27 protein-coding genes are annotated in these 26837 nt (G+C 72.5%); 13 read left to right on the top strand and 14 right to left on the bottom strand.

All coding sequences use genetic code 11. The features are described from left to right. Positions 1-9: 9 nt before the first annotated feature. From egtD to egtA, 4 genes are read right to left on the bottom strand one after another with little or no spacing between them, the layout of a single operon-like run. The gene (gene egtD / locus CP970_RS02775) at positions 10-972 is read right to left on the bottom strand and encodes an L-histidine N(alpha)-methyltransferase (RefSeq protein WP_055553399.1); all 963 of its coding nucleotides are present in this window, start codon (positions 970-972) and stop codon (positions 10-12) included. Beyond that, a complete protein-coding gene (gene egtC / locus CP970_RS02770; protein ID WP_055553397.1) occupies positions 969-1724 on the bottom strand; it encodes an ergothioneine biosynthesis protein EgtC in 756 nt (251 codons plus the stop codon). The genes egtD and egtC overlap by 4 nt, the downstream gene beginning before the upstream one ends. Then, positions 1724-3055 carry an ergothioneine biosynthesis protein EgtB gene (gene egtB / locus CP970_RS02765; RefSeq protein WP_055553396.1) on the bottom strand — a complete coding sequence of 444 codons (1332 nt, stop codon included), beginning with the start codon at positions 3053-3055 and terminating at the stop codon, positions 1724-1726. Before egtB ends, egtC begins: the two co-directional genes overlap by 1 nt. Beyond that, a complete protein-coding gene (gene egtA, locus CP970_RS02760; protein ID WP_079043877.1) occupies positions 3052-4464 on the bottom strand; it encodes an ergothioneine biosynthesis glutamate--cysteine ligase EgtA in 1413 nt (470 codons plus the stop codon). Before egtA ends, egtB begins: the two co-directional genes overlap by 4 nt. A 160-nt stretch (positions 4465-4624) precedes the next feature. Here egtA and CP970_RS02755 point away from each other — a divergent pair, with 160 nt between their 5' ends. Further along, a complete protein-coding gene (locus tag CP970_RS02755) occupies positions 4625-5473 on the top strand; it encodes a TIGR02452 family protein (RefSeq protein WP_055553394.1) in 849 nt (282 codons plus the stop codon). On the opposite strand, the gene CP970_RS02750 is transcribed toward CP970_RS02755, so the two are convergent. Beyond that, positions 5458-5889, bottom strand: a complete 432-nt coding sequence (locus tag CP970_RS02750) for a type II toxin-antitoxin system PemK/MazF family toxin (RefSeq protein WP_055553391.1) — start codon at positions 5887-5889, stop codon at positions 5458-5460. The genes CP970_RS02755 and CP970_RS02750 overlap by 16 nt on opposite strands. A 98-nt stretch (positions 5890-5987) precedes the next feature. Between CP970_RS02750 and CP970_RS02745 the strand changes: the two genes are divergently transcribed. Next, positions 5988-7058 (top strand): glycosyl hydrolase family 18 protein, encoded by a 1071-nt coding sequence (locus CP970_RS02745; RefSeq protein WP_150492911.1) that lies wholly within the window; start codon positions 5988-5990, stop codon positions 7056-7058. Between the two features lie 6 nt (positions 7059-7064). Here CP970_RS02745 and CP970_RS02740 read toward each other — a convergent pair whose 3' ends face one another. Then, positions 7065-8495, bottom strand: coding sequence for an amidase (locus CP970_RS02740; RefSeq protein WP_055554206.1), 1431 nt, complete (start codon positions 8493-8495; stop codon positions 7065-7067). Positions 8496-8654: 159 nt separating this feature from the next. On the opposite strand from CP970_RS02740, the gene CP970_RS02735 reads away from it, so the two are divergent. Continuing rightward, positions 8655-9689: a LacI family DNA-binding transcriptional regulator gene (locus CP970_RS02735; RefSeq protein WP_055554204.1), complete on the top strand. Its 1035-nt coding sequence runs from the start codon at positions 8655-8657 to the stop codon at positions 9687-9689. A 4-nt stretch (positions 9690-9693) separates the two neighbouring features. Here the strand turns inward: CP970_RS02735 and trxA are convergent, their stop codons facing one another. Next, entirely contained in the window at positions 9694-10077 is a 384-nt protein-coding gene (trxA, locus tag CP970_RS02730; protein ID WP_055554202.1) for a thioredoxin, read from the bottom strand. A 165-nt stretch (positions 10078-10242) separates the two neighbouring features. Between trxA and CP970_RS02725 the strand changes: the two genes are divergently transcribed. Beyond that, entirely contained in the window at positions 10243-11667 is a 1425-nt protein-coding gene (locus tag CP970_RS02725) for a dihydrolipoyl dehydrogenase family protein (protein WP_055554200.1), read from the top strand. A gap of 19 nt (positions 11668-11686) precedes the next feature. On the opposite strand, the gene CP970_RS02720 is transcribed toward CP970_RS02725, so the two are convergent. From CP970_RS02720 to CP970_RS02710, 3 genes are all read right to left on the bottom strand, one after another. Further along, complete coding sequence (locus CP970_RS02720; protein ID WP_055554198.1) at positions 11687-12163, bottom strand: hypothetical protein; 477 nt, start codon at positions 12161-12163, stop codon at positions 11687-11689. A gap of 157 nt (positions 12164-12320) precedes the next feature. Beyond that, positions 12321-12641 carry a hypothetical protein gene (locus CP970_RS02715; protein WP_055554196.1) on the bottom strand — a complete coding sequence of 107 codons (321 nt, stop codon included), beginning with the start codon at positions 12639-12641 and terminating at the stop codon, positions 12321-12323. A 92-nt stretch (positions 12642-12733) separates the two neighbouring features. Then, complete coding sequence (locus CP970_RS02710; protein WP_055554194.1) at positions 12734-13801, bottom strand: methyltransferase; 1068 nt, start codon at positions 13799-13801, stop codon at positions 12734-12736. A gap of 154 nt (positions 13802-13955) precedes the next feature. On the opposite strand from CP970_RS02710, the gene CP970_RS02705 reads away from it, so the two are divergent. The 3 genes from CP970_RS02705 to CP970_RS02695 are packed head-to-tail and all read left to right on the top strand — an operon-like array spanning position 13956 to position 17078. Next, positions 13956-14363: a lipocalin-like domain-containing protein gene (locus tag CP970_RS02705; protein ID WP_055554192.1), complete on the top strand. Its 408-nt coding sequence runs from the start codon at positions 13956-13958 to the stop codon at positions 14361-14363. Then, positions 14360-15478 (top strand): acyl-CoA dehydrogenase family protein, encoded by a 1119-nt coding sequence (locus CP970_RS02700; protein WP_055554190.1) that lies wholly within the window; start codon positions 14360-14362, stop codon positions 15476-15478. The genes CP970_RS02705 and CP970_RS02700 overlap by 4 nt, the downstream gene beginning before the upstream one ends. After that, positions 15471-17078, top strand: coding sequence for a phytoene desaturase family protein (locus CP970_RS02695; RefSeq protein ID WP_055554188.1), 1608 nt, complete (start codon positions 15471-15473; stop codon positions 17076-17078). The genes CP970_RS02700 and CP970_RS02695 overlap by 8 nt, the downstream gene beginning before the upstream one ends. A gap of 20 nt (positions 17079-17098) precedes the next feature. Here the strand turns inward: CP970_RS02695 and CP970_RS02690 are convergent, their stop codons facing one another. From CP970_RS02690 to CP970_RS02675, 4 genes are read right to left on the bottom strand one after another with little or no spacing between them, the layout of a single operon-like run. Next, positions 17099-17638 carry a GNAT family N-acetyltransferase gene (locus CP970_RS02690; protein WP_055554186.1) on the bottom strand — a complete coding sequence of 180 codons (540 nt, stop codon included), beginning with the start codon at positions 17636-17638 and terminating at the stop codon, positions 17099-17101. Positions 17639-17695: 57 nt separating this feature from the next. Further along, complete coding sequence (locus CP970_RS02685) at positions 17696-18604, bottom strand: fumarylacetoacetate hydrolase family protein (protein ID WP_079043916.1); 909 nt, start codon at positions 18602-18604, stop codon at positions 17696-17698. 35 nt (positions 18605-18639) lie between these two features. Next, positions 18640-19569 carry a VOC family protein gene (locus CP970_RS02680; RefSeq protein ID WP_055554181.1) on the bottom strand — a complete coding sequence of 310 codons (930 nt, stop codon included), beginning with the start codon at positions 19567-19569 and terminating at the stop codon, positions 18640-18642. After that, on the bottom strand, positions 19521-20372 hold the full coding sequence (locus tag CP970_RS02675) for an AfsR/SARP family transcriptional regulator (protein WP_055554178.1): 852 nt from the start codon (positions 20370-20372) through the stop codon (positions 19521-19523). The genes CP970_RS02680 and CP970_RS02675 overlap by 49 nt, the downstream gene beginning before the upstream one ends. A 185-nt stretch (positions 20373-20557) precedes the next feature. Here CP970_RS02675 and CP970_RS02670 point away from each other — a divergent pair, with 185 nt between their 5' ends. Genes CP970_RS02670 through CP970_RS02645 form a run of 6 tightly spaced genes read left to right on the top strand, consistent with a single transcriptional unit; the run spans position 20558 to position 26830 of the window. Next, positions 20558-21382, top strand: coding sequence for an aromatase/cyclase (locus CP970_RS02670; RefSeq protein ID WP_055554176.1), 825 nt, complete (start codon positions 20558-20560; stop codon positions 21380-21382). After that, positions 21379-22137: a cyclase family protein gene (locus CP970_RS02665; RefSeq protein WP_055554174.1), complete on the top strand. Its 759-nt coding sequence runs from the start codon at positions 21379-21381 to the stop codon at positions 22135-22137. Before CP970_RS02670 ends, CP970_RS02665 begins: the two co-directional genes overlap by 4 nt. Positions 22138-22152: 15 nt before the next feature. Next, the gene (locus CP970_RS02660; RefSeq protein ID WP_055554172.1) at positions 22153-22764 is read left to right on the top strand and encodes a malonic semialdehyde reductase; all 612 of its coding nucleotides are present in this window, start codon (positions 22153-22155) and stop codon (positions 22762-22764) included. Between the two features lie 40 nt (positions 22765-22804). Further along, positions 22805-24262 (top strand): carboxyl transferase domain-containing protein, encoded by a 1458-nt coding sequence (locus CP970_RS02655; protein WP_055554170.1) that lies wholly within the window; start codon positions 22805-22807, stop codon positions 24260-24262. 52 nt (positions 24263-24314) lie between these two features. Continuing rightward, positions 24315-25592 (top strand): beta-ketoacyl-[acyl-carrier-protein] synthase family protein, encoded by a 1278-nt coding sequence (locus CP970_RS02650; RefSeq protein ID WP_055554168.1) that lies wholly within the window; start codon positions 24315-24317, stop codon positions 25590-25592. Beyond that, complete coding sequence (locus CP970_RS02645) at positions 25589-26830, top strand: ketosynthase chain-length factor (RefSeq protein WP_055554166.1); 1242 nt, start codon at positions 25589-25591, stop codon at positions 26828-26830. The genes CP970_RS02650 and CP970_RS02645 overlap by 4 nt, the downstream gene beginning before the upstream one ends. Positions 26831-26837: the final 7 nt, after the last annotated feature.

Genomic DNA, 26837 nt, shown 5'->3' with positions numbered 1-26837 from the left:
GGTCCTGACCTACGCGGCCGTACTGAGCGACAGCGCGAAGCGCCCTCTCTCGTCCGTCCACCAGTGGCTCAGCTTCAGCTCCGCGGCGGCGAGTTCGGAGCGTACGCCGTCCTCCCTGAACTTCGCCGAGATCTCCGTGCGGAGTTCCTCGCCCGCGGTGAAGTCGACCGCGAGGCCGAGCGTGGGGATCTTCACCGTCTGGTCGGCCCGCGCGCGCAGCCGCATCTCGATCCACTCGTGCTCGCGGTCCCAGACGGCCACGTGCTGGAAGGCCGCGGGGTCGAAGTCGGCCTCCAGCTCGCGGTTCATCACCGTGAGGACGTTCTTGTTGAAGGCGGCGGTCACCCCGGCCCCGTCGTCGTAGGCGGAGACGAGCACCGACTCGTCCTTCACCAGGTCCGTGCCGAGCAGCAGCATGTCGCCGGGGGAGAGGAGTCCGCGCACGGAGGCGAGGAACGCCGCGCGCTCCGTGGGCAGCAGGTTGCCGATCGTGCCGCCGAGGAAGGCGACCAGGCGCGGCCCGGGCGTGCCGGGCAGCGCGAGCCCGCGGGTGAAGTCGGCGATCAGCGCGTGCACGGAGAGCGAGGGGCGCTGGGCGAGGAGCGCGTTCGCGGCGCCGGTCAGCGCGCTCTCGCTGACGTCCACGGGGACGTAGGTGTCCAGGGTGGCCATGGCGTCGATGAGGTGACGGGTCTTCTCCGAGGAGCCCGAGCCCAGTTCGATCAGCGTCCGCGCGCCGGTGATCTCCGCGATCTCCGCGGCGCGGGTGACCAGGATCTCGCGCTCGGCGCGCGTCGGGTAGTACTCGGGCAGGGTGGTGATCTCCTCGAAGAGGGCGCTGCCGCGCGCGTCGTAGAACCACTTGGGCGGCAGCGTCTTGGGGGTGCGGCTGAGGCCGTGCAGCACGTCGGCGCGCAGCGCGGCGTCGGTGGCGTCCTCGGGAAGGGTCCGGGTCAGCAGGAACGGGCTCACGCGGTGGGCTCCTTGAGCGGGGTCAGCAGTACGTCGGTGCGGCTTGCGGCGAGCAGGGTGCGGTCGGGCACCTCGCGCCAGTGCGGATCGTCGTCGTAGGGCTCGGAGGCGACGACGGTGCGGCGGTCGGGCTCCGCGAGGTACCAGAGGGTGTCGCCCCAGGCGGTCGCGGCGACTGTGTCGCCGTTGGTGAGGAGGAGGTTGAGGCGCGATCCGGGGGCGGCGTCGGCGACCTCGATGACGGTGTCCGCGAGGGCCTGGCCCTCCTCGTCACCGGCCCGCAGCCGGTGCAGCACGAGCGCCCACACCAGCGCGGAGTCGCAGCGCGCCTCCATCGAGAGTAGTTCGGCGGCGGGCAGCCGGGCGGCGAGGGACGCCAGGGAACGCGGCCAGCCCGCGATCGCCCCGTTGTGGCTGAACAGCCAGGGCCCCGAGGCGAACGGGGCGGCCGCGGCCTCCCCGTCCGCGCCCCCGAGGGTCGCGTCCCGCACCGCGCCGAGCAGTGCCCCGGTGCGCACCACCCGGGACAGGTCGGCGAACGACTGGTCGCCCCAGATCGGCCCGGCGCGGCGGTAGCGGGCGGGCACCGGGTCTCCCTCGGCGTACCAGCCCACGCCGAACCCGTCGGCGTTGACGGTGCCGTGCCGCTGGCGCCGGGGCTCCCAGGACTGGCGGTACAGGCTGTGCGCGGGCTCCACGAGGAGACTGCCGAGCGGCTCGGGCGGGCCGAGGAAGGCGAGGTGACGGCACATCAGGCGGCCCCGGCGGGAGCGGCGTCGCGCGCCGTGCGGAACCCGGCGAAGATCTGCCGCCGCACCGGGTGGTCCCAGTTGCGGAACGTGCCGCGGCAGGCCACCGCGTCGACGGAGAAGGCGCCGCCGCGCAGCACCTTGTAGTCGCCGCCGAAGAACACGTCCGAGTACTCGCGGTAGGGGAACGCGGCGAAGCCCGGATAGGGCAGGAAGCCGCTGGTCGTCCACTCCCACACGTCACCGATCAACTGGCGTACGCCGAGCGGGGATTCGCCCGCCGGATAGCTTCCGGCGGGGGCGGGGCGAAGGTGGCGCTGGCCCAGGTTGGCCCGCTCGGGCGTGGGGTCCGCGTCGCCCCACGGGTAGCGCATGGAGCGGTCGGAGCCCGGGTCGTACCTGGCGGCCTTCTCCCACTCCTCCTCGCTGGGCAGCCGCCGCCCGGCCCAGCGCGCGAAGGCGTCTGCCTCGTACCAGCTGACGTGCAGGACCGGCTCGTCGGGCGGCACCTGCTCCACCGTCCCGAAGTGCCTGCGCAGCCACTGCCCGCCCTCGTGGCGCCAGAACAGCGGTGCGGTGAGCTGGTTCTGACGGACCATCGCCCAGCCCGCCGGTGTCCACCAGCGCATCTCGTCGTAGCCGCCGTCCTCGATGAAGCGCAGATAGGCGGCGTTCGTCACCGGTGTGGTGTCGATGAAGAAGGGCGGTACGAGACGGTGGTGGGCCGGTCGTTCGTTGTCCAGGGCCCAGGGCTCGGTCGAGGTGCCCATGGTGAACGGGCCGCCGGGCACCAGGACTTCGGCGGGCCCGGTGAAGGGCGCGTCGAGCGGTGCGGGGTCGGGCGCGGTGAGCGCCGTCGGGCCCGCGCGCAGCTGGTGCGTGATCAGCATCGTCTCGTCGTGCTGCTGCTCGTGCTGCGCGATCATGCCGAACGCGAACCCCGCGTCGGTGAGCGGGCTGCCGTGCAGCGGCGTCTTCTCCAGGACGTCGAGCGCGCGCCCGCGCACCTCGGCCGCGTAGTGGCGGGCCTCGGCGGGTGCGAGCAGCGGCAGGGCGGGACGCTCGGCGCGGGGGTGCTCGAAGGCGTCGTACAGCGGATCGATCTCGGGCCGCATGGCGTCGCGCCCGGCGACCGCGCGCAGCAGCCACTGCTCTTCCTGGTTGCCGATGTGCGCCAGGTCCCAAACCAGTGGCGACATCAACGGCGAGTGCTGCGCGGTGAGTTCGGCGTCCTCGACACAGGTGGTGAGGAGGGAGGTGCGGTCCCTGGCGGCGAGCAGCGCGGCGTGCGCGCGCTGCCGCAGGTCTTCGGGGTCGGCGGTGGGCCCTGTCATCGGCGGGCGTCCTTCCCGGGTGTGTCGTGACGTGTGTCGTGACGTGTGTCGTGAGGTGAGCCGTGAGGTGTGTCGTCAAGGGGGCGGGGGCCGGGCGCACCGCCGTGGCGCAGCGCGTCCAGGAGGTCGTCCGCGGGGCAGCGCCCGCGCGCCACGTACTGGGCGCCGTAGGTGACGACGGCGTCCCGGACGTCCGTGCTCACGCCCATCCGGGGCAGCGCGTCGGCCGCCGCGGCGAAGCAGGCGACGGCGGCCTCGCGCAGCTCGGCGTCGGCCGGGCCGTGCCGCGCCGCGTCCAGCCAGAGCGGGCTCTGCGGCGCGGCGGGCGAGCCGGGCGGACCGGCCCGCTCCGCGAGCGGCTTGACCGCGCGGTAGGCGGTCTCCGCGGCCTCCGGGTCGTCGAACAGCGCGGCGGTGACGGCGAGCGGCACGATCCAGCCGTCCTCGCCCGGCTGCGCGTCGACCATGCGCAGCTCCAGGTGGCCGCGCGGGCGCACCGGCGGGAACAGCGTGGTCAGGTGGTAGTCCAGGTCCTCGCGGGTGGGCGCTCTCGGCGCCTTCGAGCGGGTCCAGGCACGGAAGGTGAGGCCGTCCGGCACGGGCCAGGCGGTCTGCCCGGCGCTGTCGTCGAGGTCTCTGACGCACATGACGGGGGCGTCGAGCGCGTGCCGGGTCCAGGTCTCACGGGGCTCGCCGTCGAGCGGCGGCGCCCCCGACCTGCCGGGGGCGATGCCCGCCCAGATGGCCTGCCGGGTGGAGCGCCAGCCGGTGCCGCGGCCGTCCTGCAGCGGGGAGTTGGCGAACGCCGCGACCAGGACGGGCCCGAGCAGATGCGCGAGGCGCCAGCGCCGCGCGTAGCCGAGCGGTCCCGGCTCCTCGTGCCCGGCGTCCAGGCAGATCTGCACGGACGCGGTCGAGCACATCATGCGGCGGCCGGAGGGGCCCGCCCGGTCGAAGCAGGACTCCATGGCGTCGTAGCGCGGCTCGTGCAGGATCCTGGCCGGTGGCCGCCACGGGTCGGCGCCGAAGCCGCTGAGGGTGAGCTGGTGGGAATGTAACGCGTCGCGGACGACGCGGAGATCGGCCCGCATGGCCGAGATGCACTCCATCAGGGACGGGGCGGGAAGCGAGCTGAGCTCCAGCTGGCCGCCGGGTTCGACGGTGATGAGCGAGTGCAGGGGCAGGGCCCGCAGTGCGGCGTAGGCCGCTTCGAGGCGGGCGGTGGGAACGGTCTTGTGCGGCAGGCCCGGTTCGTGGACGAGCCATTCCAGTTCGACACCGGTGGTGCGAGGCGGCCCGGTCTTGAAGCAGATGCCACGGACCAGCGCCTCCACTTCGGCCTCGGTCACCGTGTCCAGGGCCCGGGTGCGCGCTGGTGTGTCGTGCGGCCTACAGTCTCCCTCTGGCATGCCGGGGGGTCCTTCCTGTCGATGGTGCTCGTCATACCCAAAACCCTCGCGGGCCTTCGCACAAGAGTGCCCCTAAGACCGTTTTCGCGCCGGGAATTGAGTTGTGCCACCCGCCACGCGGAGCTCACCATGCGTTCATGAACGACAACGGGGCGCGGACATGAGCGCCCGGCTGCGCGCACAGGCGCAGGAGACGGAACAGATCGTCGCGGCGGGGGAGTACACCGCGGCGAGCGGGCGCACGGTGGCGATCGCCGACGCCGTGGCCGCGGCCCGCGAGGGAACCCGGATGTACGGTCCTGGGCCGGTGGACCTACCGCCGCGCCCGCCCGTGCCCACCCGCTTCGAGGTCACGGCCGAGAGCAGCCTGGCGGCGGCCCGCAGGCTCGTCGGCGCCGCGGACTCCCCGGTCGCCGTGCTCAACTTCGCGTCCGCGCGCAATCCCGGCGGCGGGTACCTGAACGGCGCCCAGGCACAGGAGGAGGCGCTGTGCCGCGCCTCCGCGCTGTACACCTGCCAGCTGCGGGCCCGCGCGTTCTACGACCACCACCGCGCGGAGCGCGATCCCTTCTACAGCGACCGCGTCGTGTACTCGCCCGGCGTCCCCGTCTTCCGCGACGACCGCGGGGACCTGCTCGACACGCCGTACACGGTCGGCTTCCTCACCTCCGCCGCGCCGAACGCCGGAGTGATCAGGCGTCAGACGCCCGAGCGCGCCGGACTGATCCCCGCGGCCGTCGCGGCGCGCGCGGAGCGCGTCCTGGAGACGGCCGCCGCCCGCGGCCACCACCGCCTGGTGCTCGGCGCGTGGGGCTGCGGCGTCTTCATGAACGACCCGGCGCACGTCGCGGGCGCGTTCAAGGAGCTGCTCGGCCGGGGCGGCCGGTTCCACGGATACTTCGCGCACGTCGTGTTCGGGGTGCTCGACCGCACGACCGGCGCGGTGACCCGCGGCGCCTTCCAGACGGCGTTCGCGGACGAGGCCGCGGCGGCTCAGCGCCAGCCGTAGCGCTCCCGCAGACGGCGTACGACGAGGTCGAACCGCATCCGGTCGAGCGCGGCCGCCTCACGCCGCATGCCTTGCTCGTGCAGCCGGAGCACCCGGTCGATGTCCACCCACGATTCGCGTCCCTCGCGGTCCCACGGACCGCTGCCGATCGGCAACCACTCCCGGTCCCCCGCGTGGCGCTTGCTCGACAGCTGCACGGCCAGCAGCGTGCCCGCCGCCTCACGGGCGACGACGAGAACCGGGCGGTCCTTGCCGCGCCCGTCGTTCTCCTCGAACGGCACGAACGTCCAGACGATCTCACCGGGATCGGGGTCGCCGTCGTGCTCGGGCGCGTACTCGGTGCGCACCCGGCCCACCCGGTGCGGCGCGACCTCGGTGGTCGCGGTGGCGCCGGAGCGCCCCGGCGACGCGGACATGTGCGGATCATCGATGGAAGCAGTCACACGGGTCACCGTAGGACCTGTCCGGCCCAATCCGCTGAGCGGGTCCGCCCGATGACCCGCAGGCTCGGGGCATGCTGCTTCGACACCCGCGCCACGCCCGCGCCCTCGTCGTCCTCGCCGTCGCGGGCTCCGCGCTCGCCGCCGTCCCCGCCGCCACCGGCTCGTCCCCGCCGCCCGCGCACGCCGCACCGCCGCCCCGCACCGCCTCCGCCTGGCTGCCGTACTGGAACCAGGACGCCGCCTTCAAGAGCGCCCTGCGCCACAAGGACCAGCTGCACACCGTCAGCCCCTTCTGGTACCAGGCCAAGTCCGCCGGGCGTGTCGCCGCGCACTCCGGCGCGGGTGAGCGGCGTGTCGTGGACGGATTGCACCGGGCCGGCATCAAGGTCGTGCCGACCGTCATGGAGACCATGGCACCCGGGGCCCTCGCCGCCGTCGTCACCGACCCGGGCCACCGCGCCACCCACATCAAGGAACTGCTCAAAACCGTGCGCCTCGGCGCCTACGACGGCCTCGACCTCGACTACGAGACCATCGCGCCGACCGGCGACGCCGTGTACAAGAAGGTCCGCGACGGCTACGCCACGATGGTCACCGACCTCTGCCGCCAGCTGCACGCCCTGCGCAAACAGTGCGTCATCACGGTCTCCCCGAAGACCGCGGGCACCGGCCGCGTCTGGGACTACCGGCGGCTCGGCGCGGCCGCCGACCGGCTGCGCGTCATGGCGTACAACCTGCACTGGGCGGAGGGCGGCCCAGGACCGCTCTCCACGCCCGCCTGGTACGAGGAGATCCTGCGCCGCGCCACCGCCGAAGTGCCGCGCCGCAAGCTGGAGATGGGGCTGCCCGCCTACGGCTGGGACTGGGCCGTCGGCAAGCGGGACCGGGCCAGGCACGTCACCTCCGTCGAGGCGGAGGCGCTGCGCCGCAAGGTCGGCGCGCCCTACCGCATCGACCCCGCCTCCAGCACGCCCCACTTCACGTACAAGGAGGGCGGGACACGCCGGACGGTCTGGTATCAGGACGCGCGGGGCACGGCGGCGCACCTGCCCGCGCTGCGCAGATACCGGGTCACCAACACCGTCCTGTGGGCACTGGGCTTCGAGGACCCGGGGCTCTGGCGGGTCCTCGCCCGCGGCTGAACCGCCTCACGGCGCCGGTGCCGTGTCCGGGACCGGCGTCGGCCACCGCTCGTACCAGCGCTGGTCGGCCTCCAGCTGCGCGGCGAGCGAGATCAGGAGCGGCTCGCTGCCCGCGGGCCCGAGCAGCTGCGCGCCCACGGGGAGGCCGCCGGGGGTGTGTCCCGCGGGCACGTTGACGCCCGGCCAGCCGAGGACGTTCCACGGCCACGCGTACGGGCAGGCGGCGATCATCGCCCGGTCGGTGCGCAAGCCGTTCATGGTGGCCAGGGCGCCGACGCGCGGCGGGGGAGTGGCCGTCGTCGGCGCGATCACCACGTCGTACGTCGAGAAGACTGCGCCCACCCTGCGGTGCAGCGCCACCTCGGCGCGCCGCGCAAGCCGCAGCGGGGCGCCGCCCAACAGCCGCCCCATGCGGGCCGCTTCGCGGGTGCGCGGGTCCAGGAGCGAGGGATCGGGGACGTGCCGCGTCCACTCGGCGATGCCCGCCGTGGCGCGCGGCACGAAGGCGAGCCCGATCTGGCCGTAGCGCGGATCGGCGGCCGCCACGTCGTGCCCGAGCGCGGCGAGCCGCTCCGCGAGCGCCACCACCCGGTCCCGCACCACGGGGTGCAGCCGCTTGGGCGTCGCCGTGAACGGCATGCGCAGGGAGAGCGCGATGCGCAGCCGCCCCGGATCGCGCGTCGCCGCCTCCGCGGCGCGCACGGCGGGCGGCCGGTGCAGATCGCCCGCGTGGCTGCCGCTCGCCGCGTCGAGGAGCAGGGCGGCGTCCGCGACGGTCCTGGCCAGCGGGCCGTTGACGGTGATGCCCTGGAACGCCTCGGCCCACGGCCACGTCGATATCCGCCCGCGCTGCGGCTTGATCCCCACCAGATGCGTCCAGGCCGCGGGGATGCGCACCGAGCCCGCGCCGTCCGAGCCGAGCGCGGCGGGCACGAGCCCCGCGGCGACCGCGGCCGCCGAGCCGCCCGAGGAACCGCCGGGCGTGTGCCCGGTGTTCCACGGATTGCGGGTGTCGCCGAACCCGGGCCCCTCGGTGAACGGCCACTGCCCCAGTTCACAGCTGTTCGTCTTGCCGACGAGCACCGCCCCGGCCGCCCGCAGCCTGCGCACCGCCTCGGAGTCCTCGGACTTCGGCGGGAAATCGCCCCTGCACCCGAACGCGGTCGGCTCGCCCGCGATGTCCATGTCGTCCTTCACGGCCAGCGGCACCCCGAGCAGCGGCCGCCCGGGGAAGGGGCCGCCCGCCGCCAACTCCCGGTCGGCGGCGTCCGCCTCGGCGAGCGCGGCCTCGGCCCGCACCAGCTTGAAGGCGTTCAGGACGGGCTGCGCCGCCTCGATCCTGGCCAGCGTCCGCTCGGTCAGCGCACGCGAGGACACCTCTCCCTCGGCCAGCGCGCGGGCGGTGCGCGCCAGGCCGTCGGCACGGTCGGCAGTCATGTGGGGGGCACCTTCGTTCGACGACGGGTGCCCGCACGTTAACCGGCGAGTAGGGCAACGGGGAATGCGCACAGGGAAGTTGTGCGCCGAGCTCCGCCCGCCCGCGCCCCGCCGCCCGCCTGCGGGCGCCCCTGATCGGTCTGCGAAGATGCCCATGTCATGGTGCACATACCGAACCAGCAGCCAGCGCAGCGCTCCGTGCCGACGAGCGCCGACGTCGCACGCCTGGCGGGGGTCTCCCGCGCCACCGTGTCGTACGTCCTCAACAACACCAGCGCCGTCCGCATCAGCGAGCCCACCCGCCGCCGTGTCCACGACGCGGCCAGGGAGCTGGGGTACGTCCCGCACGCCGCCGCCCGCAGCCTGCGCGCCGGGCACAGCCGCATGGTGCTCATGCCCACGTCGGAGATCCCGATGGGCCTCCTGTTCAGCACGTTCTTCAACGAGCTGCAGTGGGCGCTCAGCCGCCTCGACTACACCGTCGTGCAGTACGCGAGCCTCGGCATGACCGGCGAGGACGCCGCGCGTGCCTGGGCCGAGCTGCGCCCGGTCGCCGTCCTCGCGCCCGACGCGTCAGCGCTCGGACCCCGGGGCGTGACGGTCCTCAAGCGCTCGGGTGCCAAGGCCGTCTTCACCCTCGGACCGCAGCGCGTGGAGGGCGCGCACGCGCTCCTGATGGACGGACGCAGGGTGGGCAGGGCCGCCGCGCTGCACTTCCTGGCGCGCGGACGGCGCCGCATCGGCGCGATCGTCCCGACGGAGGCCGGTCTCGAGATGTTCTGGCAGCCGCGGGTGGCCGGCCTGCGCGAGACGGTCGAGGCCACCGGGACCCACGGCGCCACCGTCACCGAACTCTCCCTCGGCTACAGCGAGGAATCGGCCGCGCGGCTCGCGGCCCGCTGGCGCGACCTCGGCGTCGACGCCGTCTTCGCGTACAACGACGAGTACGCGATGCTGCTGATGCGGGCGTTGCAGGACGAAGGCATCGACGTGCCGGGCGACACGGCCGTCATCGGCTCCGACGACCTGATGCTCGGCAGGCTCCTGCGGCCCCGGCTCAGCACCGTCCGCATCGACCTGCCGTCCGGGCGCAGCCTCGCCGAACTCGTCGACCGCGTGGTGCGCGACCCGGGGGCCGAACCCGAGGTGCACGACGTCCTCGGCGCGGACGTCGTGCACCGCGAGTCCAGCTAGCCGCTCACTGCTCCTGCTGCTTGGCCTGCTCCTCGGCGACCTGGCGGCGGACCTCGTCCATGTCCAGCTTCCGTGCCTGGCCGATGACGTCCGTCAGGGCCTCCGCGGGGAGCGCGCCGGGCTGGGCGAACACCGCGACCTGATCACGGATGATCATCAGGGTCGGAATGGACTGGATGTTGAACGCGGACGCCAGCTCGGGCTGGGCCTCCGTGTCGACCTTGGCGAAGACCAGGTCGGGGTTGGCCTCAGCGGCCTTCTCGTAGACGGGGGCGAACTGACGGCACGGCCCGCACCACGACGCCCAGAAGTCGATCAGGACGAATCCGTTGTCCGTGACCGTCTGGTCGAAGTTCTCCTTGGTGAGCTCCACGGTCGAGCTGCTCATGGTGTTCCCTACTTCCTGATATCGGGCGTAGCCGCTGTGCACAACCGCCGGAGGGACGGACGTATTCCGACCGTCCCGCGCGCGGGAGCCCCCGCGCGCGATACCGGGGCGTTCCGCGCGCGTACCCGTGTGGCCACGGCGCACACCTGCGGAGAGACTGTCCTTATGACGGATGCCATCACGTACGACGTAGTAGTCATCGGAGCGGGCCCCGTGGGGGAGAACGTCGCGGACCGGGCCAGGGCCAACGGGCTCAGCGCCGCGATCGTGGAGAGCGAGCTCGTGGGCGGGGAGTGCTCGTACTGGGCGTGCATGCCGAGCAAGGCGCTGCTGCGCCCCGTGATCGCCCGCGCCGACGCCCGCCGCACCCCCGGCCTGCGCCAGGCCGCGCGGGGCCCCCTCGATACGGCGGAGGTCCTCGCGCACCGCGACGACTACACCTCGCACTGGAAGGACGACGGCCAGGTCGGCTGGCTGGAGGGCGTGGGCGTCGACCTGTACCGCGGGCACGGCCGCATCGCGGGCACCCGCAAGGTCACGGTCACCGGCCAGGACGGCGCCGAGCGGACCCTGGAGGCCCGCCACGCGGTCGCCGTCTGCACCGGCACCCGCGCGGCGCTGCCCGATCTGCCGGGGCTCGCCGACGTCAAGCCCTGGACCAGCCGCGAGGCGACCAGCGCCGACCGGGTGCCGGGGCGGCTGCTCGTGGTGGGCGGGGGAGTCGTCGCCGTGGAGATGGCCACGGCCTGGCAGGCGCTCGGCTCCGAGGTGACGGTCCTGGTGCGCGGCGGCGGCCTGTTGCCCCGCATGGAGCCGTTCGCCGGTGAGCTGGTGCGCGAGGCCCTCACCGAGGCGGGCGCGCTGATCCGCGACGGCGTCTCCGTGACGGCCGTGCGCCGCGATAACGGCACCGTACGGGCGACCCTGGACGACGGCGAGACCCTCGAAGCCGACGAGATCCTGTTCGCCACGGGACGCGCGCCGCGCACCGACGACATCGGCCTGGAGACGGTGGGCCTCGCCCCCGGCTCGTGGCTGTCCGTCGACGAGAGCCTGCGGGTGGAGGGCAGCAGCTGGCTGTACGCGGTGGGCGACGCGAACCACCGTGCGCTCCTGACCCACCAGGGCAAGTACCAGGCCCGCGTCGCGGGGGCCGCGATCGCCGCCCGCGCCCAGGGGGTGCCGCTCCTGGAGACCGACCGCTGGGGCGCCCACGCGGCCACCGCCGACCGCGCCGCGGTCCCCCAGGTCGTCTTCACCGACCCGGAGGCGGCGTCGGCGGGCCTGACCCTCGCCGAGGCGGAGTCGGCGGGTCACCGCGTCCGCGCCGTCGACTACGACATGTCGGGCGTCGCGGGCGCGGGTCTGTACGCCGACGGCTACCGCGGCAAGGCCCGCATGATCGTCGACCTCGACCGCGAGATCCTCCTCGGGGTCACGTTCGTCGGCCCCGGCGTGGGCGAACTCATCCACTCGGCGACCGTCGCGGTGGCGGCCGAGGTCCCGATCGACCGGCTCTGGCACGCGGTCCCCGCCTACCCGACGATCAGCGAGGTGTGGCTGCGGCTGCTCGAGACGTACCGGGGCTGAGCGGCCAGGGGCGGCACGGTCAGACCGCCAGGGCCTGGTGGTTGGTCCACACGACCTGGTACGGGTACTTCGCCTGCCACCTGGTCCGGAAGTCGTTGAGCGGCTGATATCCCGTCAGGCGCTCAAGGGTGGCCAGGTCCTTGCAGCGCAGTTCGGCGATGCCGCTGGAGACGAAGACGGGGGCGTTCGCGTCGTCGGGCAGGGGCAGATGCGGCTTGTGGTCGACGCTCAGGGCGAGCCCGGAGCCCATCACCACGTCGCGCAACTCGGCGTAGAACGCGTCCTGTTGGGCCTTGGGCATGGTGCCGGGGAACGAGAAGACCAGGGTGTGGACGACGGTGGCGTCGGCGTCGGGCCGCGCGGTGGTGGCGGCCCGTGCGGCGGCGGTGGTTGCCGTCTGGGCGCCGACCGCCAGCGCGGCGACTCCGGTGGCCTTGAGGAAGGAGCGGCGGCCGAGTCCGCCGCGGGATATGGGCGCGGTGGGGTCCTGCGTCATGGGATGTCTCCGGAATGCGGTGCGGTGAGCGAGTGGTGTGGGTGTGGCTGGTGGCACGGGAGAGGCGCCTCCCTCTCGCCGTCGATGACGCGTGCCGGTCATCGGCCGAACAAGACGGAGGCGCCTCAGTGGTGAATTCGGGGCTGGAGCCGCGGACTCAGACCGTCAGCTTCTCGTGGTTCACCCAGATCACCTTGTACGGGTACTTCGCCTGCCACTTGTCGCGGAACTTGCCGAGCTCCGGGTAGCCGGTGAGCTTCTGCAGCGTGGGCAGGTCCTTGCAGCTGATCTCGGCGATCGCGCTGGAGACGAAGACGGGGGCGTAGTCGTCGTCCGGCAGGCGCAGGTGCGGCTTGTGGTCGATCTTCTCGGCCAGGCCGGAGCCGAGGATGACGTCGTCCATCTCGACGAAGAACTGGTTCCGCTCCGCGTCCGACATCGCGTCGGAGAAGGAGAAGACCAAGGTGTGGATGATCATTTTCGCCTCTGAACCTCTGGGGTGTGGTCAGTTCTCATGTGCCGTCACAAATGATCCTCAGCCGTACTCAAGGAGTACTAAAGGAAGGAGTGCTACAGGAAGTCCGGCGGGATGGACGCCTCCAGCGCGTGCAGATGCGAGTTGATCGGGCCGACGCCCTCCACCCGCAGCCCCGCCCGCTCGATCAGCGCGGTCACGCCCTTCTTCGTGTGGCGCTTGCCGTTGGTGTTGAGCAGGAACAGCAGGTCGATCCCCGTCGCGTAGCGGATCTCCGGGCTGTCGTCCACGAGGTTGGTGATCAGTACGATGCGGCTGTCGGGGCGACCCGCCCGTGCGGCGTTGCGCAGCGCCGTCACCGTCTGGTCGTCGCCCCACTCCAGGATGCTCTTGAAGAGGTAGACGTCGGCCTCCACCGGCACCTCCTTGAGGCAGTCGCCCGCCATGACCCGCGCCCGCGAGGCCAGCGTGCCGTCGGGGCGCAGCCGCGGGTCCGGCGCGGCCACGGCGGCGGGCAGGTCGACCAGGACGCCTTCGAGGGCCGGGTTCCGCTCCAGGAGGGTGGCGAGCGTGAAGCCGCGGCCGCCGCCGATGTCCGCCAGGGTGCGTACGCCGTCCAGGTCGAGGCGCTCCGCGACCGCGTCCGACGCCAACCGGCTCAGCTCGGTCTGAGACTTGTTGAACACCTCGGTCGACTCGGGCCACTCCCGGTGCAGATGCGTGAAGAAGTCCGCGCCGTACTCCTCCTCGAAGTGGCCCTTGCCCGTGCGGACCGCCTTCTCCAGGCGCGGCCACAGCTCCCAGGTCCAGGGCTCGGTGACCCAGAGCACCCAGAACTTCAGGCTCTCGGGGTGGTCCTCGCGCAGCAGCCGGGACGCGGGGGTGTGGACGTGCCCCGCCGCGGTCTCGGTGAAGACGCCGTACTGCCTCAGCGTGCGCAGCAGCCGCTCCAGGACGTCCGGGTCGACCTTGAGGGAACGCGCCAACTGCGCTGTCGTGGCGGGCTCTTCGCCCAGTTCGTCGGGTACGCCGACCCGTACCGCGGCCCGCAGCGCCGCCGTGCCCGCCGAGGCGAGGGACAGCTCCCGCAGCACGGTCATGGGGACTGGCCCCTGCCCGCCGTCCGCGCCCCGCTCGCCCCGATCGGTTCGAATGATCGTCATCCACGCCTCCGCAGTCAGGAACCGCACTGATCCGCACGGCCCGGTGGCCGCCGACCCCTTCGACCCTGCGGACGCGCCCTCAGGCGACACTCAAGTCCGGCTAACCAACGGGCGCTTGACATGGTCTTGAGCGCGGCCCGGCACCGTGCCGGGTATGCAGCGAAGTGATCTCTCCGGCGTCTGGCGCCTCGTCGCCTTCGACGACCTCGGTTCCGGCGGCGAACGACTAGAGGGCCCGCTCGGGCCCGACCCCCGCGGCCTGCTGATCTACAGCACGGACGGGCACATGTCCGTGAGCCTCATGCGGACCGCCGCGTCGACCCGGCCCCCCTCGACGCCCGTGCCGCTCGACTTCATGGGGTACGCGGGCACCTGGCGGATCGACGGGGACCGGGTGGTGCACCGGGTCGGCATCACGCACACACCTCGGCTGAAGGACAAGGACGAGGTGCGTGAAGTCCACCTGGAAGGCGGCCACTTGAGCCTCTTCGGCACCGTGCCCGCGGGTGACCGGCAGCTGCGCAGGGTGCTGGAGTGGAACCGGGCCGGTGAAGGGGTGTGACCACGACGACCGGCCCGATCACCTTGCGGGGCCTGAGTGACCTGAGCGGCCTGACCGACCTCGCCGCCGCGCACGCGCCCGAGGCCGACCGGGCACGCCGTCTGACCCCCGACGTGCTGACCGGACTGCTCGGCGCCGGATTCGCCCGGCACTTCGTACCGGCCCGGCACGGCGGAGCCGAAGGCACCTTCACCGACCTGGCCCGCGCGGTGCGCACCGTCGCGACCGGCTGTGTGTCGGCCGCCTGGGTCGGTCTCATCTACGCGACGGCGGGCCGCATGGCCGCCTTCCTGCCGGACGCGGGACAGGCCGAGCTGTGGGCCGAAGGGCCCGACGCCGCGGTGTCCAGCGCCCTGCGCCCCTCGGGCCGCGCCACCCTCTCCGGCGACGTGTGGACCGTGACCGGACGGTGGGACTTCCTCAGCGGCGTCGACTTCGCCGACTGGGCGCTGCTGTGCGTCGCCGGGGACGACTGCGCGGGCGAACCGGCCGACGGGGTGCGGTACTTCGCGGTGCCGCGCGCGGCCTGGACCGTCGAGCACACCTGGCACCCCACCGGAATGCGCGCCACGGCCAGCGACTCGGTGCACGTCGAGCAGGTGCGGGTGCCCTGCTCCCGGTCGTTCGGGCACAGCGCGCTCATGTCCGGCAGCGACGACCCGGACGCGGCCGCCTGCTACCGGGCGCCCTTGCAGGGCAGCGGCCCGCCGCTGTTCGTGGCGCCCGCGCTCGGCGGCGCGACGCGGGCACTGACCGCGTGGGCCGGTGGGCGCGCGAAGCGCGACGCCACCGCGCGCCTCGCCCTCACCCGCGGCAGCGCGGAACTCGACATCGCCCGGCTGCTCCTGGACCGCTCCGTGGCCGCCGCCGACGAACCCGGCATGTCCCGGGAGGCCGTCGCCCGCGTCCTGCGCGACGCGGCGGTGGCGGCGCGGCTCGTCAGGGACGCCGTCGACCGGGTGGTCGACCTCTCGGGCTCGGCGATGCTCTCCGAGGCCGACCCCTTGCAGCGGGCCTGGCGCGACGTACGCACCGCGACCGCGCACGGCGCCCTCGACCTGGACCGAAGCAGCACACAGTACGTACGCGACATCTGGGGATGGACACATGACTGAACCCCTGCACACGGGGACCACCACGCGCAGCGACATCGTGGTGATCGGCGCCGGTCACAACACGCTGATCGCCGCCGCGTATCTGACCCGCGCCGGCCTCTCGGTGACCGTGGTCGAGGAACAGGACGAACCGGGCGGCGGCACCTCCACCCATGAGGTGACCCTGCCGGGCTTCCACGACGACCTCGCGTCGACCTTCCACATGTACGCCCAGCTCAACCCCGCAGTGGGCGGTGACGAACTGGGCCTGGTCGCCGAATACGGACTGCGCTACGTCGCCCCCGACCCGGCCCTGCTCTCCTGCGCGGACGAGGGCGAACCGCTCGTCATGGAGCGGAGCGTCGAGGCGACGGCGGCGGCCATCGGGCGCTACAGCGCGGCGGACGCGCGGGCCTTCCGGGAGCTGGTCACCTCCTACGAGCCGCTGCTCGCCGAACGCGTCCGGCGCTCGGCGGTGCCGCCCGGCACGCTCCCCGACAACGACGCGTCGCGGCAGCTGGACGCGCTCGCCGCCCGGGACGGCTACAGCGTCGTCCACGAGACCTTCGCCGACGACCGCACCCGCGCCCTGCTCCTCGGCTTCGCCTCGGCGATCGGTGACCTGAGCCTGCCGGGATCGGGTTTCGTGCCCGCGGAGTTCGCGCTGCTCCTGACGCGGATCTCCGGCGTCACCCCGATCGGCGGCTCGGCCGCGCTGCCCCGCGCGCTCACGGCGTGCGTCGAGGCCGGTGGCGGCCGCGTCCTGTGCGGACGGCGGGTCGAGCGGATCGTGGTGGAGAACGGGCGCGCCGCGGCGGTGCTCACCACCGGCGGCGAACGCTTCGAGGCGGGCCGGGCGGTGCTGTCCGGAGCGCACGTGACGCAGCTCGCCGGACTCCTTGGCCCGGACGTGCGGCTGCCGTCCGAGTTCGACGCGCTGCGCGGCTGGCGCAACGGCGGCTCGGTGTTCCAGGTCCATCTCGCCCTGCGCGAGGCGCCGTTCTTCGCCGCGCCCGGCGGCCCGCTGCGGCCCGTCACCGCGACCATCGGCACAGCGGCGGGTCTCGCGGCGCAGTGGCACGACATCGCGGCGGGCACACTGTCGGGCGACGACCGCATGACGGTCGCGCTCGCACCGTCGGTGGTCGACCCCGGCAGGGTGCCCGAAGGGCGCGCGTCGGTCCGGCTCTTCACCTACGCCCCGTACCGCCTGAACGGCGATCCCGCGCGCTGGGACGCGGAGAAGGAGGGGTACGCCGATCAGCTGGTGGCCGCGTACGCGCGCAAGGTCACCGGGTACGAGCCGGGGGACGAACTCGCCCGCTCGGTGCACACCCCCGTGGACCTCGCCGCGATGAACCGGCACTTCGTCGACGGCGGCTACATGGGCGGCGCGATGGTCCCCGACCAGCTCGGCGTCAACCGCCCCGTCAAGGGCTGGAGTTCGTACCGCATGCCGGTCCCCGGGCTCTACCAGACCGGGGCCTGCACGCACACCGGCGGCGGAGTGAGCGGCTGGCCGGGACGCAATGCCGCGCGGGCCCTCCTGGCGGACCTCGGCATCGACCCGGGCACGGTCATGCGGGACCCGAAGGACGTGGAGCTGCCGACCTGGGCGTAGCAGGGGGCCGGGTCCCCGCGCTAGCGGGAGTCCGGCTGCCAGTCCTGGACGAGGAGTCCGAGCACGACCTCGTCCAGGAACTCGCCCATCACCCAGGCCGCGGAGCGCAGCACGCCCTCGCGCACGAAGCCGTTGCGCTCGGCGGCGCGCAGCATCGCGGCGTTGTCCGCCAGCGTCTCGATCTGCAGCCGCCGCAGGCCGCGTACGACGAAGGCGTAGTGGCTCAGGACCGCGACCACGTCGGTGCCGTAGCCCTTGCCGCGGGCGGCGGGACGCAGCCCGAGCCCGATGTGCGCCGACCGGTTGTGGGTGTCGATGCTCCACAGCGTCGCGGTGCCGACCAGTGTGCCGCCGTCCAGCTCGACCACGGAGAAGGAAGCGTGGCCCTGCTCCTTGTCGTCCACCACGTACTCCGCCCTCTTCGAGCCGGGCGTGATGGGCCGCCACGGTCCGTCGTCGGAGCGCGAGTAGTTGACCACGTCGTCGTAGAGCTCGGCCTGTAGGACCGGAATGTCCGCCTCGTGCCGGGCCCTGAGCCCGACTGCGCTGCCTCTGAGCATGCGAGATTCCTATCCGAACCGGCTGACGGGCGGCAAACCAATATCCGGCGCCCGCTCTCAGCCGTCGGTGCGGGGCCCCACCGTGTGCCGCAGGCTTCCGAGGCGTTCGATCTCGATGACGACCTCGTCGCCGGGGTTCAGGAACTCGCCGATGGCCATCCCGACACCGGCCGGTGAGCCGGTCAGGATCACGTCGCCGGGCAGCAGCGTCATGTCCTTGGCGGCGACCGAGAGCAGCTCCTTCACGGGCCTGATCATGTCGCCGGTGGTGGAGTTCTGTTTGAGTTCCCCGTTGACCGCCAGGGTGATGCCCAGGTCCTGCGGGTCTTCGACGAACCAGCTCGGGACGATGCCGGGACCCAGGGGGCAGAAGCCGTCGAGGGACTTGGTGCGCAGCCAGTCGAACTGGAACGGCGGTCCCACCGCCTCCGGACGCCGCAGCGCGTCCCGGGCGGACAGGTCATTGGCGATGGTGTACCCGGCGATGTAATCCGGTGCCTCCTCCGGGCTAAAACCCTTGCCCGCGCGGCCCACCACGACGGCCAGTTCCGCCTCCCAGTCGAGCTGCCGCCCCTCGCCCCGGGGGTAGGGGACGGCGTCGCCGGGACCGATCACCGTGGTCCGCGGCGTCTTGCCGAAGAAGTACGCCTCGGCGGGCTCCGCGCGCTTCTCCACGCCCATTTCCTCCAGATGGCCGTAGTAGTTGGCGCCCGCGCACAGCACCTTGGAGGGGTAACTCAGCGGCGTGCGGAGCTCCGCGCCGGGCACGGCGGTGGCGGGGTCGGGCCGCCAGCCGCGCAGGGTGTCGCCGACCCGCCGCCAGTCGCCGATGATGTCGAGGAGCGGGGTGTCGGCGAGGGCGCCGGGCGCGGCGTGGACCGTGCCCGCCGCGGTGCGGACGCCGGTGCGGGGGAGCGGCTGCTCGGGGGTCCCGTAGGTCACCAACGACCAAGGTTCACTGGGCACTTCGGCGTACTCCTTCGTGGGTTTCGACGTGGCTGTCACGGGGTGGGCTCGGTGTTCTCGGTGAACTCGGCGGGGCGCAGCGGGCACCAGACGGTGGAGGGCACGTCCTGCCAGTCCCGCGGCTGCCAGTTCTCCGTGATCTGGTCCATGTCGAGGAAGTACTCGACCCAGCTGCCCCACGGATCACGGATGTAGTGGAAGAGGTTGGAGCCGAAGGTGTGACGGCCCAGGCCCCAGCCGAGAGCACTGCCCCGGTCGGCCAGGCCCCGGGCGCCGAGCACGATCTCGTCGACGCTGCCCACTTCCCAGCTGGAGTGGTGCAGACCGGGATGGGTGCTCTGGACGAACCCGAAGACGTGGTGGTCACCGGGGCCGCAGTTCATGAACGTCACCACGCCCGGCACCCGGTCGGAGAGCCCGAGCCCCAGCGTCCGGCCGTAGAACCGCTCGGAGGCGGCCACGTCCGGCGAGAAGATCAGCATGTGTCCCAGGCGCCGGGGCCTGGTGGGCGCGTCGGCGGTCAGCCAGCGCGCGACGTCCTTGCGCCGGTAGTCGCCGGGCACGTTCATCGCGGGCGCGTCGGCCGTCGGCGCGGGCAGCGGCGGCTGTTCGCGCACGGTGACGAGGGTGCCGTGCGGATCACGGAACCACAGACCGGCCGCCACCTCGTCGGGGAGCCCTTGCGCCACGTCGCGCGCGGGCGCGTCCTCCAGGCGTACGCCCTCCTTCTCCAGATGCCGCCGCATCCGGGGCAGGTCACCGGGCGCGACCCCGAACGCGATGTGCTGGAGGCGTTTGTCGGGCCCTTCCGTCAGCAGTGTGCGGTCCAGATCCTGGGCGTCGCAGCGCACGGCGAGAACAGAGCCGTGTGCGGAGACGGAGAGGCCGAAGTCCTCGTAGAACTTTCCTCCCCTGCTCAGGTCGGGTACCTGGAGACCGTAATGGAGGAGGCTGGAAACCCGCATGGCACACTCCTTTCGTACTCAGGGGCAGGTGCGAGACTCCGCTCGATTTCCCGCCGCAGAATTTGCAGTTCCTGACACGGCTCAAGACCTATCTGCTCGGCCATGGAACGATGCAGACGCTGATACACCTCAAGGGCTTTGTCGCGGCGCCCGCTGCGCCGCAGAGCTTCCATGTAAGAGCCGTGCAGATTCTCGTCGAAGGGATACTCGGCGGTCAGTTCGGCCAATTCGGCGAGAAGGAACTGATGGTGCCCCAGGTGGAGTTCGGCCTGGATGCGCAAGGCGCGCGCGGCCGACCGGGACTGCTCGAGTCCGGCGATCTCGGCGCGCAGGGGCGAGCCCTGGTCGACGTCGGAGAGCGGAGCGCCGCGCCACAGTCCCTCCGCCTGGCGAAGGAGCCCCACCGCCAGGTTCCGCTCGCCGTCCCGCAGGGCGCGGCGCCCGGCGAGCACCAGGTCGTGGTACTGGGTGAGGTCGAAGTCGCAGGTCTCCGTGTGGAACACGTACCCCTTGTTCTTCGTCAGGAGCAGCTCGGTCCTGACGTCGGGGCCGTGCAGGCCGAGCGCGATCGACAGGCTTCTGCGGATGTTGAGGACATAGGTCTGCAGCGCGGTGATCGCGGTCTTCGGCGGCCGCTCCGGCCACAGTTCGTCGATCATGGTGCTGATGGGCACGACCCGACCGGAATTCATCAGGAGCAGCGCGAGCAGCTCCCTTTCCTTGGGGGCGGTCGGTGTCGGTATCGAATCGCCGGAACGCAGGTGCAGCGGCCCCAGGACTCCGATGTCGAACGAGCTCTTCATCGATGCTCCAGATGTCCGTGGATCTGGACATGTCCGTGGATCTGGACTGTTCGCCAGGATCTGCCGCCCCGCTCAAGCCCCGGTCAAGGCGGTTTCCCTGAGCCGGGCTTGAGGACCGCTTGAGGCCCGCTTTCCAGGATGAACCCGGTACCGGCCGAGCACTGCCGAGCATCGGGAAGGCATCGATGATTCTGCACACCCTGATCTACCGTTTCGACGAATCGGTCACCGAATCCGATCAGCGCCGGTTCTTCGACGAACTGCGGGAATTACTGCTCACCTCCGAGTACATCGAGGGCTTCGCCTGCGAGCCGCACCACTGGCTGCCGATCGACGACAACTCGCGCGGCATGACCGGCACGGCGATCGCCCAGTACGCCGCCCGCGACCTGGACTCCCTGCGCGCGTTCTCCGAACTCCCGCACGTGCACGACTTCCTGGCGAGCTGGCACTCGAAGATCACCTACCAGGCCGCCTACGCCAACCACCGCGAACTCACCCTCACCGGAAGGCGCGTCATGCGACACACCGAGCACACCGTCACCGTCGATGCCCCCGTCGCCGCGGTCTGGGACGTCCTGGTCGATGTCGAGGGCTACGCCCGGATCTTCCCGCCCACCCAGGAGGCGAAGATCATCGAGGACTCCGAGACCCACCAGATCGTCCGGCTCGTCGTCGACGTGAACGGCGAGACGCAGTCGTGGGTGTCGCGCAGGGACATCGACCACGACCGGCACGTCATCGCCTACCGACAGCTCGAACTCGCCCCGATCATCGGCCACATGGGCGGTGAATGGCGCGCGTACCCGCTCACCGATACGCGTACGCAGCTCGTCCTCACCCATGACTTCAAGCCCAAGGACCCGGTCGACGGCAAGGTCGCGGGCAAGTTCACCTACGAAGAGGCCGACGAACTGCTGTGCGGCGGTGTCGAGCGCAACAGCGTCGACGACCTCGGCGCGGTCAAGTCCGAGGCCGAGGGCCGCGCCACCGGGGCGTCCGCGGCATGACCCGCCTCATCGACCTGAGCGTGACCACGCGGTCCACGCCGAGCGAGGCCACCCCGGTCACGGTCGACCTCCTCGACCACAGGACCGGGGCCACCGTCCTCGGCCTGACCCCCGAGGACTTCCCCGACGGCATGGCCATCTCGAACGAGACGGTCACGCTGACCACGCACACCGGCACGCACATGGACGCCCCGCTGCACTACGGCCCGCTCAGCGGCGGCTCCCCGGCCAAGAGCATCGACCAGGTCCCCCTCGAGTGGTGCCACGGACCCGGCGTACGGCTGGACGTGCGCGACGTACCGCCGGGCGAGGGCATCACGACCGACCACCTGGAGGCCGCGTTCAAGGAGGCCGGGCACGAGCCCGTCCCCGGCGACATCGCCCTCCTGTGGACCGGGGCCGACCGGCTGTGGGGCGGCGCGGAGTATCTGCGCGAGTTCCCAGGTCTGACCGGCGAGGGCACGGCGTACCTCGTCGAGCGCGGCATCCGTGTCATCGGGATCGACGCGTGGGGCCTGGACCGCCCCATGCACCGCATGATCGAGGACTACCAGCACACCGGGGACAACGCGCACCTGTGGCCCGCGCACATCTACGGCAGGACCGCCGAGTACCTCCAGCTGGAGAAGCTCGCCCACCTCGGCGACCTGCCCGCGGCCACCGGCTTCACCATCTGCTGCTTCCCTGTCGCCGTCGAGGGCGCGGGCGCGGGCTGGACCCGGGTCGTCGCGCTCGTCGAGGACGCCGCACCCTGACCGTACGGAGGCCGCATGATCCCCACGGAGACATCCCGGCACCTGGCGCTCGACCCGGTCGCGCAGGACCTCCTCTTCCGCGAGGCCCGCACGGCCACGGCCTTCACGTCCGAGCCCGTCGGCGACGAACAGGTGCGCGCCATCTACGAGTTGGTGAAGTACGCGCCGACCTCGATGAACCAGCAGCCGATGCGCGTGGTCCTGCTGCGCTCACCCGAAGCCCGCGGGGAACTCCGCACGCACCTGGCCCACGGCAACCGCGCCAAGGCCGCCACGGCACCCCTGATCGCGCTGCTCGCGGCCGACCTGCGCTTCCACGAGACGCTGCCCGAGGTCTTCCCGCACCTGCCGGAGGCCAAGGACCTGTTCGCGGACCCGGCGGTGCGACGCGATTCGGCGCTGTTCAACACGGCGCTGCAGGTCGCGTACTTCATCGTCGGCATCCGGGCCGCCGGGCTCGCCGCCGGGCCGATCGTGGGATACGACGCCGACGCGATCAACAAGGCGTTCTTCGGCGACGGCACCAAGGAGATCGTCACCGTCGTCAACATCGGCCGCCCGGCCGCCGGTTCGGGGCACCCCCGGCTGCCCCGGCTCGCCTTCCACGACGTCGTCAGCACCGTCTGAGCCCCTTGGCCGCGCCACGGTTCAACGAGAGAAGGCCACGATGAAAGCAGGAGAGCAGCTCTTCGACGCGGGCAGCCTGAAGCCGCTCGGCGCCCGGCCGCGCACCGGCGATCCACTGGTGTGCGCGGAGGGCGCGGTGCACGGACACCGGGTGGTGGCCGCGGTGACGGACTTCCGCCTCCTGGGTGAATTGATTGCCACGGCCGCCGAACGGGCGGTGCGGGAGCGGCTCCCGCTGCTCGTCGTGGCCGTTTCCGGGGGCGCCGGGACGCAGGAGGTGACGGTGTCCCCGACGCAGTTGGCCAGGGCGGCGCAGGCTCTCGGCGAGCTGGACAGGGAGGGCATCCTGACCCTCGCGGTCATCTCGGATCCGCCGTACGGCGAGGGCGTGGCCTCGATCGCCGGGCTCTTCGACGTGATCGTCGCGGAGTCGGGATCGGGGTCGGATTGGGATTCGGAACTCCCCGACGGATCGCGCACGGCTGAGTACCTCCGGGAGCGCGGGCTCGTCGACGTGCTCAGGCCGCGCGCCGAACTGCGCGACACCCTCGCCCGGCTGCTGGCCACGGCGGCCGTACCTGCGTCACCTGCCGTACGGGCCGAGGGCACAGGAGCACCGTCCGCCCGCGCCCCGCTCATCCGCGACCCCGCCGAGCTCCCCGAGTCCGCCGTGAAGGAGACCGTCCGGCGCGCGAGGCACCTCGGCAGACCGACCACGCTGGACTACTTCGGACGGCTCTTCACCGGCTTCGAGGAACTGCGCGGCGACCGCGGGGGCAGCGACTGCCCCTCGATCGTCGGCGGCCCCGCCCGCCTGGACGGCGTACCCGTCATGGTGCTCGGCCACCAGAAGGGCCACCCCGGCGAGGCACCGCGCGAGCGCGGCTTCGGCACGACCACCCCGGCCGGTCACCGCAAGGCCGCCCGCCTGCTGCGCCTCGCGGGCAAGCTCGGCCTGCCGGTGATCACCCTCGTCGACACCCCGGGAACCTTCCCCGGCTTGGAGACCGGGGAGCAGGGGCAGGGCCAGGCCGTCGTCATCGCCGAGAGCATCCGGCTGATGACGGGCCTGCCCGTGCCGGTGGTCACGCTCGTCACCGGCGAGGGCGGCAGCGGCGGCGCCCTCGCGCTCGCCGTCGCCGACCGGGTCCTCGTCTGCGCCAACTGCGTGTACTCCGTCATCAGCCCCGAGGGCTGCGCGGCGCTCCTGTGGGACGACGCGGCGACGGCGCCCGGCACGGCGGAGGCGTTGCGCATCGACGCGGGCGCGCTGCTGCGCCTCGGCATCGCCGACGCGGTCGTCCCCGAACCGGCGGACGGCGCCCACACCGATCCGGCGCTCGCCGCCGACTACGTCCACGCGGCGCTCGCCTCGGTGCTCGACGAACTGCGCCCGATGCCCGTCGCCGACCTCGTCGCCGCGCGATACGACCGCTTTCGCGCGTACGGAGCCGTCGAGTCCTTCATGAACGCCACGGAAGAGGCGATGCAATCGTGACCACGACCACCACGACCACGACCGCACAAGGAACGGGAACGGGGGCTCTCCGATGACACGTCCGACACGTCGTGTGGTCATCACGGGCCTCGGGGTACGGGCGCCGGGCGGCGCGGGGAAGAAGCAGTTCTGGGATCTGCTGAGTTCGGGCCGCACCGCGACCCGCCGGATCTCCTTCTTCGACCCGAGCCCCTACCGGTCACAGGTCGCGGGAGAGTGCGACTTCGACCCGGTCCACGAAGGATTGACGGCACGTCAGATCCGCCGGATGGACCGTTCCGCGCAGTTCGCCGTGGTCTGCGCGCGGGAGGCGGCGGCCGACAGCGGCATCGAGTTCGAGGAACTGGACCCGCACCGCACGGGCGTCAGCCTGGGCAGCGCGGTCGCCGCCGCGACCAGCCTGGAGCGCGAGTACCTGGTGCTGTCCGACGGTGGCAGGCAGTGGCAGGTCGACCCCGACTATCTCTCCCCGCACATGTTCGACTACCTCACCCCGGGCGCCGCCGCCGCGGAGGTCGCCTGGGCGGTCGGTGCGGAAGGGCCGACCGCGATGGTCTCCGACGGCTGCACCTCGGGGCTCGACGCGTTGGGCCACGCCTGCCGCCTCATCCAGGAGGGCAGCGCGGACGTGATGGTCGCGGGGGCCGCCGACACCCCCGTCACACCGATCGTCGTGGCCTGCTTCGACGCGATCAAGGCGACCACCCCGCGCAACGACGATCCCGGTCGGGCCTCGCGCCCCTTCGACCGCACGCGCAACGGCTTCGTCCTCGCGGAGGGCGCTGCCATGTTCGTCCTGGAGGAGTACGGGCACGCGCGGCGCCGCGGAGCGCACATCTACGGCGAGATCAGCGGGTACGCGACCCGGCTCAACGCGTACCACATGACGGGCCTGAAGACCGACGGCCGCGAGATGGCCGAGGCGATCAGGGCCGCCCTCGACGAGTCGAGGACCGACACCGACGCGATCGACTACATCAACGCCCACGGCTCGGGCACCAAACAGAACGACCGGCACGAGACCGCCGCCTTCAAGCGCAGCCTCGGCGACCACGCCTACCGGGTGCCGGTCAGCTCCATCAAGTCCATGGTGGGGCACTCGCTCGGCGCCATCGGTTCCATCGAGATCGCCGCCTGCGCGCTCGCCATCGACCAGGGCGTCGTGCCGCCGACCGCCAACCTCCACGAACCCGACCCCGAATGCGACCTGGACTACGTGCCGCTGACGGCGCGTGAGATGCGCGTGGACACGGTGCTCAGCGTCGGCAGCGGCTTCGGCGGCTTCCAGAGCGCGATGGTGCTGCGCCGTGCGGAAGGAGCGGTGGCATGAGCGACAAGGTGGTGATCACCGGCATCGGGGTGATGGCGCCCAACGGGCTCACCGTCGAGGAGTTCTGGGCGTCCGTCCTTGCGGGCCGCAGCGGCATCGGTGAGATCGACCGCTTCGACGCCTCCGCCTATCCCGCCCGAATCGCGGGCCAGATACGGGACTTCGACCCGCTGGAGCACATCCCCAAACGGCTCCTGCCGCAGACGGACGTCTCCACCCGCCTCGCGCTCGCGGCGGCCGCGGCCGCCCTCGCGGACGCCCGTGTCGACCCCGCGGAACTCGCCGAGTTCGACATGGGCGTCATGACGTCGAACGCCACCGGGGGCTTCGAGTTCACCCACAAGGAGTTCAAGAAGCTCTGGTCCCAAGGGCCTTCGGCAGTCAGCGTCTATGAGTCCTTCGCCTGGTTCTACGCGGTGAACACCGGCCAGATCTCCATCCGGCACGGCATGCGCGGACCCGGCAGCGTCGTCGTCGGCGAACAGGCGGGCGGTCTCGACTCGGTGGGCAACGCGCGCCGCGCCATCCGGCTCGGCACCCCGTTCATGGTGTGCGGCGGCGTCGACTCCGCCTTCGACCCCTGGGGCTGGGCCGCCCACATCTCCGGCGGCCGGGTCAGTACGACACCCGACCCGCGCCGCGCCTACACCCCGTTCGACGTCGCCGCGGACGGCTACGTACCCGGCGAGGGCGGGGCGATCCTCATCGCCGAGAACGCCGACACGGCCCTCAGCCGCGGCCGCGAGCCCTACGGCGAGATCGCGGGCCATGCCTCGACGTTCGACCCGGCACCCGGCGTCGGCCGACCGCCGGGACTGCGCAGGGCGGCCGAACTCGCCCTCGCCGACGCGGGACTGACGCCGGGGGACATCGACGTCGTCTTCGCCGACGCGGCCGGGATCCCGGCCGACGACGGTGCGGAGGCGGCGGCGATCCGGGAGGTGTTCGGGCCCGGCGGCGTGCCCGTCACCGCGCCCAAGGCGCTGACGGGGCGACTGTTCGCGGGCGGCGGGCCGCTCGACCTGGTGGCCGCGCTGCTCTGTATCCGCGAAGGCGTCGTCCCTGCCACCGCACACACCACCGAGGTGCCCGCCGCGTACGGCATCGACCTCGTCCTCGACCGGCCCCGCACCCGCCGCGTCGACTCCGCCCTGGTGCTCGCACGGGGCAAGGGCGGCTTCAACTCCGCCGTCGTCGTACGTCGTTCCGAGGCGGCAGAGCGCCGCGACCCCAGCTGAAGGAGAT

The sequence above is a fragment of the Streptomyces kanamyceticus genome (assembly GCF_008704495.1).
GTDB classification, from domain to species: domain Bacteria; phylum Actinomycetota; class Actinomycetes; order Streptomycetales; family Streptomycetaceae; genus Streptomyces; species Streptomyces kanamyceticus.
Note: the sequence above shows the minus strand (reverse complement) of the source record. Positions and strands in the feature narration are given on the sequence as shown.

Excerpts from the sequence above, each read along its gene's own strand:
- egtC (WP_055553397.1), bottom strand. The coding sequence starts at position 1,724 with ATGTGCCGTCACCTCGCCTTCCTCGGCCCGCCCGAGCCGCTCGGCAGT.
- egtB (WP_055553396.1), bottom strand. The coding sequence starts at position 3,055 with ATGACAGGGCCCACCGCCGACCCCGAAGACCTGCGGCAGCGCGCGCAC.
- egtA (WP_079043877.1), bottom strand. The coding sequence starts at position 4,464 with ATGCCAGAGGGAGACTGTAGGCCGCACGACACACCAGCGCGCACCCGG.
- CP970_RS02755 (WP_055553394.1), top strand. The coding sequence starts at position 4,625 with ATGAGCGCCCGGCTGCGCGCACAGGCGCAGGAGACGGAACAGATCGTC.
- CP970_RS02750 (WP_055553391.1), bottom strand. The coding sequence starts at position 5,889 with ATGTCCGCGTCGCCGGGGCGCTCCGGCGCCACCGCGACCACCGAGGTC.
- CP970_RS02745 (WP_150492911.1), top strand. The coding sequence starts at position 5,988 with ATGCTGCTTCGACACCCGCGCCACGCCCGCGCCCTCGTCGTCCTCGCC.
- CP970_RS02740 (WP_055554206.1), bottom strand. The coding sequence starts at position 8,495 with ATGACTGCCGACCGTGCCGACGGCCTGGCGCGCACCGCCCGCGCGCTG.
- CP970_RS02735 (WP_055554204.1), top strand. The coding sequence starts at position 8,655 with ATGGTGCACATACCGAACCAGCAGCCAGCGCAGCGCTCCGTGCCGACG.
- trxA (WP_055554202.1), bottom strand. The coding sequence starts at position 10,077 with ATGAGCAGCTCGACCGTGGAGCTCACCAAGGAGAACTTCGACCAGACG.
- CP970_RS02725 (WP_055554200.1), top strand. The coding sequence starts at position 10,243 with ATGACGGATGCCATCACGTACGACGTAGTAGTCATCGGAGCGGGCCCC.
- CP970_RS02720 (WP_055554198.1), bottom strand. The coding sequence starts at position 12,163 with ATGACGCAGGACCCCACCGCGCCCATATCCCGCGGCGGACTCGGCCGC.
- CP970_RS02715 (WP_055554196.1), bottom strand. The coding sequence starts at position 12,641 with ATGATCATCCACACCTTGGTCTTCTCCTTCTCCGACGCGATGTCGGAC.
- CP970_RS02710 (WP_055554194.1), bottom strand. The coding sequence starts at position 13,801 with ATGACGATCATTCGAACCGATCGGGGCGAGCGGGGCGCGGACGGCGGG.
- CP970_RS02705 (WP_055554192.1), top strand. The coding sequence starts at position 13,956 with ATGCAGCGAAGTGATCTCTCCGGCGTCTGGCGCCTCGTCGCCTTCGAC.
- CP970_RS02695 (WP_055554188.1), top strand. The coding sequence starts at position 15,471 with ATGACTGAACCCCTGCACACGGGGACCACCACGCGCAGCGACATCGTG.
- CP970_RS02690 (WP_055554186.1), bottom strand. The coding sequence starts at position 17,638 with ATGCTCAGAGGCAGCGCAGTCGGGCTCAGGGCCCGGCACGAGGCGGAC.
- CP970_RS02680 (WP_055554181.1), bottom strand. The coding sequence starts at position 19,569 with ATGCGGGTTTCCAGCCTCCTCCATTACGGTCTCCAGGTACCCGACCTG.
- CP970_RS02675 (WP_055554178.1), bottom strand. The coding sequence starts at position 20,372 with ATGAAGAGCTCGTTCGACATCGGAGTCCTGGGGCCGCTGCACCTGCGT.
- CP970_RS02670 (WP_055554176.1), top strand. The coding sequence starts at position 20,558 with ATGATTCTGCACACCCTGATCTACCGTTTCGACGAATCGGTCACCGAA.
- CP970_RS02665 (WP_055554174.1), top strand. The coding sequence starts at position 21,379 with ATGACCCGCCTCATCGACCTGAGCGTGACCACGCGGTCCACGCCGAGC.
- CP970_RS02660 (WP_055554172.1), top strand. The coding sequence starts at position 22,153 with ATGATCCCCACGGAGACATCCCGGCACCTGGCGCTCGACCCGGTCGCG.
- CP970_RS02655 (WP_055554170.1), top strand. The coding sequence starts at position 22,805 with ATGAAAGCAGGAGAGCAGCTCTTCGACGCGGGCAGCCTGAAGCCGCTC.
- CP970_RS02650 (WP_055554168.1), top strand. The coding sequence starts at position 24,315 with ATGACACGTCCGACACGTCGTGTGGTCATCACGGGCCTCGGGGTACGG.
- CP970_RS02645 (WP_055554166.1), top strand. The coding sequence starts at position 25,589 with ATGAGCGACAAGGTGGTGATCACCGGCATCGGGGTGATGGCGCCCAAC.